Origin of the sequence: Aeromonas sp. QDB11, from assembly GCF_027705265.1 — a bacterium.
In the GTDB taxonomy this organism is placed as follows: domain Bacteria; phylum Pseudomonadota; class Gammaproteobacteria; order Enterobacterales; family Aeromonadaceae; genus Aeromonas; species Aeromonas allosaccharophila.
In genome coordinates this window covers 1-5,896 of sequence record NZ_JAPDBM010000114.1, presented here as the reverse complement: position 1 = coordinate 5,896, position 5,896 = coordinate 1, and the positions used below count along the sequence as shown (strand labels likewise).

Annotated in this window: 7 protein-coding genes and 1 pseudogene; 6 read left to right on the top strand and 2 right to left on the bottom strand. The window is 60.1% G+C overall.

The window, feature by feature from the left end:
* Positions 1-202 (bottom strand): annotated as a pseudogene (locus OKC40_RS21615) (hypothetical protein); the annotation flags it as partial.
* Positions 203-486: 284 nt separating this feature from the next.
* Between OKC40_RS21615 and OKC40_RS21610 the strand changes: the two are divergent.
* The 5 genes from OKC40_RS21610 to OKC40_RS21590 all read left to right on the top strand — a co-directional run bounded on the left by OKC40_RS21610 (position 487) and on the right by OKC40_RS21590 (position 4,622).
* The gene (locus tag OKC40_RS21610) at positions 487-1,203 is read left to right on the top strand and encodes a substrate-binding periplasmic protein (RefSeq protein WP_270796958.1); all 717 of its coding nucleotides are present in this window, start codon (positions 487-489) and stop codon (positions 1,201-1,203) included.
* 60 nt (positions 1,204-1,263) lie between these two features.
* Complete coding sequence (locus OKC40_RS21605; protein ID WP_270796957.1) at positions 1,264-2,085, top strand: helix-turn-helix transcriptional regulator; 822 nt, start codon at positions 1,264-1,266, stop codon at positions 2,083-2,085.
* A 40-nt stretch (positions 2,086-2,125) separates the two neighbouring features.
* Positions 2,126-2,761 carry a LysE family translocator gene (locus OKC40_RS21600; protein WP_075113781.1) on the top strand — a complete coding sequence of 212 codons (636 nt, stop codon included), beginning with the start codon at positions 2,126-2,128 and terminating at the stop codon, positions 2,759-2,761.
* A 426-nt stretch (positions 2,762-3,187) separates the two neighbouring features.
* Positions 3,188-3,844, top strand: coding sequence for a DUF3313 domain-containing protein (locus OKC40_RS21595; protein ID WP_005340820.1), 657 nt, complete (start codon positions 3,188-3,190; stop codon positions 3,842-3,844).
* A gap of 265 nt (positions 3,845-4,109) precedes the next feature.
* Entirely contained in the window at positions 4,110-4,622 is a 513-nt protein-coding gene (locus tag OKC40_RS21590; protein ID WP_270796956.1) for a cupin domain-containing protein, read from the top strand.
* A gap of 101 nt (positions 4,623-4,723) precedes the next feature.
* Here the strand turns inward: OKC40_RS21590 and OKC40_RS21585 are convergent, their stop codons facing one another.
* Positions 4,724-5,224 (bottom strand): DUF1993 domain-containing protein, encoded by a 501-nt coding sequence (locus tag OKC40_RS21585; RefSeq protein ID WP_270796955.1) that lies wholly within the window; start codon positions 5,222-5,224, stop codon positions 4,724-4,726.
* Between the two features lie 311 nt (positions 5,225-5,535).
* Here OKC40_RS21585 and ydfZ point away from each other — a divergent pair, with 311 nt between their 5' ends.
* On the top strand, positions 5,536-5,745 hold the full coding sequence (gene ydfZ / locus OKC40_RS21580; RefSeq protein WP_270796954.1) for a putative selenium delivery protein YdfZ: 210 nt from the start codon (positions 5,536-5,538) through the stop codon (positions 5,743-5,745).
* Positions 5,746-5,896: the final 151 nt, after the last annotated feature.

Genomic DNA, 5,896 nt, shown 5'->3' with positions numbered 1-5,896 from the left:
AGACCAGCAGATCATTTTGGAGGTATTGGGTGAGCGCTATCGGCAAATTTATTCCTAAATCAGGTGCGGAATGTCGGGTCCATTGCTGATAGGTGCACCCTTCAAACGGACAACCGCCCCAGTCATAGTAAGGCACGGGTGGTTTTTCATTGGCGCTGGCAGTTGCAGCAAAAAAGGACAAAGCAATCAGTAACAGTCTCATAAAGATACCGGCCAAGCGGAATGGATGAATTGAGGTGGCAATATATCCAATGAGAAAAAGCCAAGCAAAACAATGATTTTGTTGATCTCATTGACAATAGTGAGTGTGGTTGATGTCGGTGGAAATTGGGGGGAACAAGGACCACAGAACGGCGGGAGCAGATAGCCGGCCCCTTTGCCTTGTGCCATGCTGATGGCTATCGGGGCATCGGGTCGGCACTTATGGGCATCTCTCGTTCGGGTATGCGTTTGGTATTACTGCTATCGGCACTTCTTCTCCCTTTTATGACCATCAGCCAGGCCGTGGCGGTCAACGCGCCACTGCGGGGATGTGTCTTCCAGCTGGCGCCGCTGGTCACCATCGATCAGCAGGGCAAGGTCTCCGGGCCGGTGATCGACTACTTTCGCCGTCATATCGAACCCGTGATCGGGCGCACCATCGAGTGGCAGGGGCTCAATGTGGCGCGGCTGCTGAGCAACCTCGAGAGCGGCGAGTGCGAGCTGACCCCGCTGCTGAGTTACAGTCCGGAGCGTGCCCGTCACTTTCGCTATATCGACCCCCACCTGTTGCTGCTGCGGCCGGTGCTGGTGGTACTGGTGCCATCGCGACTTCACTCGGTCGAGCGGCAGGAAGATCTCTACGGCACCACCATCGGCTGGTCGAGTCAGGCGATCGTGCCGCCGCTGTTGCAGCATCCACAGATCCATATCGACACCCTCTCCCAGCTCAACTGGGAGCATGGCAACATGCAGAAGTTGCTGCGCGGGCGCATCGATGCCGCGCTCTTCTCCAACGATATCTCCGCCAACCATTTTCGCGCCCGGCTCTCTGCGGTGACCCGCCTCATCTACCTTCCGGTCACTCCGCTGGAGGTGCATATCGTGCTGACCAGGTCGCTGGGGGATGCCAATCCCGAGCTGGTGCAGCATATGCGTCAGGTGGTGGAGCGGGTGCCGCTCGCTTCGCTGGTGGAGTCGACCCCGCGGCTGTGGGGGCGTTGAGAGGGGGTTGCGTGCAATAATCTACAAGTCCAACGCCCGCTTCTGGTGTATCTATAACCCATGAATACCACCGATTCCCTCATCCGCTATTGGCAATCCCCACTCCTGCCGGGTGTCGAGCTGTCGCACTCCCACCACAGGGCGTTCAGCTACGGCCGCCATGTCCATCTCGACTACCATATCGGGCTGGTGCAGCGGGGTGGCCAGAAGTTTATTCACAAGGGGAAGAGTCACCATCTGGTGCGCGGGGTGCTCTCTACCGTCAACCCGGATGAGGTGCACGACGGCCTCAGCCTGCTGCCGGAAGGGTACGAGGTGCGAGTCTTCGCCATCGATCCGCAGCAGTTGGCACTCTGGCTGCCGGAGCAGCCGGAACCCTTCTTCGACAAGGGATTGCAGAGCCGACCCGACCTTTATCAAGGCTTTGCCCAGTTGCACGGCTATCTCGACAACCCCAAGGCCGATGGCCTGCTGATCGAGAGCCAGCTGCTCGCCCTGCTGGGGGAGCTGCTGCATCTGGCCCCCGAGGTGCATCAGCTGGCGGATCCCCAACTGAGATTCCTGCGCGACTACCTGATGGCCGCCCTCGACGAACCCCACTCGCTGGAAGAGCTGGCGGGGCTGCTCGGGCTCGATCGCTTCGCCTTCCTGCGCCAGTTCAAGAAACGCAGCGGTATGACTCCCTACGCCTGGCTGAAACGGCTGCGGCTGGAGCAGGGCAAACGGCTGCTGGCGAGCGGCATGGCGGTGAGCGAGGTGGCGCTGGCGGTCGGCTTCTTCGATCAGAGTCACTTCCACCACGGCTTTCGTCAGGCATTCGGTCTGACGCCCGCCGAATTTCGTGCCCAGATGCAATCTTTTACAAGCCGCGCCCCCCGCTGATCCGCCATGCTGACTCTCCGTCGTTAAAGCGAGAGTTGTTATGCTGACCAGTCTGTTCGTTACCCTCGGCCTGATGCACCTGATTGCACTGGCCAGCCCCGGCCCCGATTTTGCCCTGATCCTGCGCACCAGCCTGCACCGGCCGACCGCCCTTGGCGCGGCGCTGGGCATCTCGCTGGCGATCATGGTGCACGCCACCTTCAGCCTGACCGGGATCAGCATGCTGATCGCCAGCCACCCGCTGCTGTTTATGGTGATCAAGTGCTGCGGCGCCCTCTATCTGGGCTGGTTGGGGTGGGGCGCCCTGATGGCGGCTCGCCAGCAGAGCGGCACCGTGATGGCCAGCGCCGCCAACGAGCTGCGCGGTTGGGGCAGGGGCGTGCGTGCCGGTATCGCCACCAATCTGCTCAACCCCAAGGCGTTGGTGTTCTTTATCGGTCTGCTGGCCGCCATGGTGACGCCGCAGGTGGACGGGGTGACCCGCGGCCTGCTGGTGGGCGAGCTTTTTATCATCTCCCTCTGCTGGTTCGGGCTGCTGGCGTGGAGCCTCTCCACCGATCGCGCCCAGCGCCTGCTGCTGCGGGTGCAGCGGCCGCTCAATCTGGTGACCGGCGTGCTGTTTGCGGTGGTCAGCCTCTCCATTCTGGCGAGCATGGGGGCCGAGCTGGTGGCCTGACGGTCAAGCAGGGTCCCCGGGATCTGGATAACTGATGAGTGGGTCTGCCGCGTGTCCGGCGGCAGGCCTGTTTGCGCAGCATGGCTGGTGATCGGTCATCGACCGTTCTGAGGTATCTCCCCGTGCAACTCACGCCGCCCGCGGGCTCGCATCGTTTGAAAAAACCTGAGCGCTTTTCGCAGCCCCATTTAGCCGGATTAAACAATCAACCCCTCGCCAGATTGCCGTTCGTACCCTGGCTGACCCTGTACAAAAGTGCCTCAATTGTGACAACTTGGATGTGAGCTGAACAATCCTGATCTGTCCCTTGTGGGAAGGTGATGAATAGGTTATTTCTCTGTGACATTGGCGGCATCCGGCACGGGTTCTCCAGCCATGTGGTGCGAAATCCACAGCAAAAACAAACAGTAAAATGCAGGAGCAAATATGAAAAAGGTCGTGATGGTTGCCGTGGCTGCGGCCCTGCTGGGTGGCTGCGCCGTCAAGAATCAGGTATCCCACAGCTTGCAGGCGATCCCGCTGACAGCCTTCCAGCAGAGCGAGAGCAACCCCAATCAGCGTGTCTACAAGGAGCCGGGTGTTGACCTGCGCCAATACAATGAGGTGCTGCTCGATCCGCTGCAGTTTATTCGTCAGGAGAACGGTCAGTGGTATCTGCTGACCGCCAATGAACAGAACCAGATTGGCCGCTACTACCACGACAAGTTCCAGAGCGAGCTGATCAAGCAGGGCGTCAAGATCGCCACCGCCCCCGGCCCGAAGGTCATGCGGATCCAGGCCGCCGTCACCAACTTCGACCTGACCCGCCCCGATCCCAAACTGCGTGACCTGCTGCCAGCCAAGATCGCCATCAACGTCACCCGCGAAGTGATCGGCAAGGAGCCTTACCTGCTCAAGGTGGGCAGCATGGCCCAGCTGCTCGACTCCCGGAGCGGCAAGCTGCTGGTGCGGGTGATGGATGCCCGTGAGAGTACGGATACTACCCACAAGGATGAGCCCATCACCGCTGAGGAGATGGAGAAGATGATCGACCAGTGGGCGGCCAGCCGTGCCAAACAGCTGGCGGACAATCTGGGGAAATAAGAGCGGAGAATCAGCCTCAGAAAACGGGTGCAGACAGATCGAGAGAGGGAGCCTGTGGCTCCCTCTTTTAGTCTCTATTTTTGCCCGCGCAACTGCCGGTCACATGGCTGCGCAGCCCTTGCGGGATAGGCGATCGACCCGTCGCCGAGTCCGCCGTTTCGCTGTCAGCGGTGAAATCGGCTGCCGATTTCTGCTTTTCTCCGCCGCATTCAGGCAGTTAGGATGACCCTTCCCGTGACCGCATCCTCATAGAAAAGGAACCACTATGAATCGCCACCCCTGCATCAAACACTGGAGCGAGCTGCAAGAGCAAACGCCGCGCTACTACTCCGGCAGTCAGGAGCCCCTTTCTCGCGGCTGCGCCCTCGGCAAGCACTTCGGCTTTAGCCGCATCGGCATTCACCACGAGATCGTCGAGCCGGGCCATCGCACCAGCTGGCCCCATGCCGAGAAGACCGAAGATGAGTTTGTTCACGTGCTGGAAGGGACGCCGGATGTCTGGCTCGATGGCGTGCTCTATCGGCTGCAACCGGGGGATTCTGTGGGTTTCAAGGCCGGTGACGGGCTGGCCCACGCCTTTATCAACAACACCGAAGCGATCGTCCGGCTGCTCTGCATCGGCGATACCGATCGGGAGGACAACCGCATCCACTACGCCGTGCACCCCGAGCGTAATATCACCCTCGGCAAGCTGCACTGGGATGACGTACCCGAGCGCGAGCTGGGGGATCACGACGGCCTGCCCGACAAGCTGCGCGAGAACAATGGCCCCTTCTAGGGCGCAGCTTTTCTGCGCACTAGCCCAGCACCACCCGATATAAAAAAGCCTGCCGCGTGGCAGGCTTTTGCTATCTGTTTGCCGCCTGTGGCGAGCGGCGCTTATTGCAGGTTGAGCCCGCCCAGATAGTCGCGCTTGCCGAGTTCGACCCCGGCGCGGCGCAGCAGGGCGTAGGCCATGGTGAGGTGGAAGTAGAAGTTGGGAATGCCGTACTCATGGACGCAGGTATGGCCATCCATCCCCTTGCCGCCCGCCCAGTGGGGCACGTAACGACCGCTGGCATACTGGCTGTAGTCCGCGTCCAGCTTGCCTTGCAGATAGCTGATGGTCTTGCCGATATGGGCGCGCAGATCGGCGATGGTTTTGGGCTCATCGCCCATGGCCGGCAGCTCGCTGTGGCTGGTGGTGGCGACCACGGCGCGGGCCGAATCGCAGCAGATCAGCACCTGCTTGGACAGCGGCAGCATATCGACGATCAGCCGCTCGCCGAAGAAGTTCTCCACGTTGAACTGCTTCGCCGCGGCGTGGGCCTCGGCCTTGGCCAGACAGTGATCCAGATTGGTCAGCATCTTGATGAACTGGGCGGTAATGTCGCGATTCATGAGCACTCTCCATCTTGTTGAAACAGCGGCCTGCGTGCGCGGCCACAGTGAATGAGACTGGCTAATCGGCCACCAATATACCCCAACCGCTGCCGGGTTCGAGCCCGCCGCGACGAAAAGGGCAGGGGAGCACCGCTGCGTGCGACAACCGCTGGCCAAGGGGCCATGCTCGCTTTCTGAACCGGCGAGTCCCTTATCGCCCCTTATTTGATCTGTGACATAAATCACCTTTTTTCAGAGGCGTAGGCTGAATGCCGTTGTCCTGGACAGGCGCCCGCGCATCCGCCAGGACACAAGAAAAGGAGAATGAGATGAAGATCTATGACCGTAACCGCAATGTGCTGAACCTGGGTCAGCGCGTCATGATTGCCGCCACTGGCGCAGTCGATTTTCTGAAAGAGGCCCACACCGACAATATGACCCCCTATCAGGCGGAGCATGAGAAGTGCGTGCTGCTGGCAAACTCCGGTGAGCGCTACGCCCCCATCGAGTTGATTAGACTAAATAGCTGTTCCGAATAGTAGATCACAGGAGGAAGGGAACTCAGTCCAGTTTGTGCGATCTCATTAGGCGCGAAACAAAACAAGCCACACCAAAAGGACTGAGTTGATGCCTATCCTACCACCCCTGCCACGACCACAACGGCGCCGCATTCACAAAATCATCCATGCC

Coding starts and splice junctions, on each gene's coding strand:
- OKC40_RS21585 (WP_270796955.1), bottom strand. CDS start 5,224: ATGAATCGCGACATTACCGCCCAGTTCATCAAGATGCTGACCAATCTG.
- OKC40_RS21595 (WP_005340820.1), top strand. CDS start 3,188: ATGAAAAAGGTCGTGATGGTTGCCGTGGCTGCGGCCCTGCTGGGTGGC.
- OKC40_RS21605 (WP_270796957.1), top strand. CDS start 1,264: ATGAATACCACCGATTCCCTCATCCGCTATTGGCAATCCCCACTCCTG.
- OKC40_RS21610 (WP_270796958.1), top strand. CDS start 487: ATGACCATCAGCCAGGCCGTGGCGGTCAACGCGCCACTGCGGGGATGT.
- OKC40_RS21600 (WP_075113781.1), top strand. CDS start 2,126: ATGCTGACCAGTCTGTTCGTTACCCTCGGCCTGATGCACCTGATTGCA.
- ydfZ (WP_270796954.1), top strand. CDS start 5,536: ATGAAGATCTATGACCGTAACCGCAATGTGCTGAACCTGGGTCAGCGC.
- OKC40_RS21590 (WP_270796956.1), top strand. CDS start 4,110: ATGAATCGCCACCCCTGCATCAAACACTGGAGCGAGCTGCAAGAGCAA.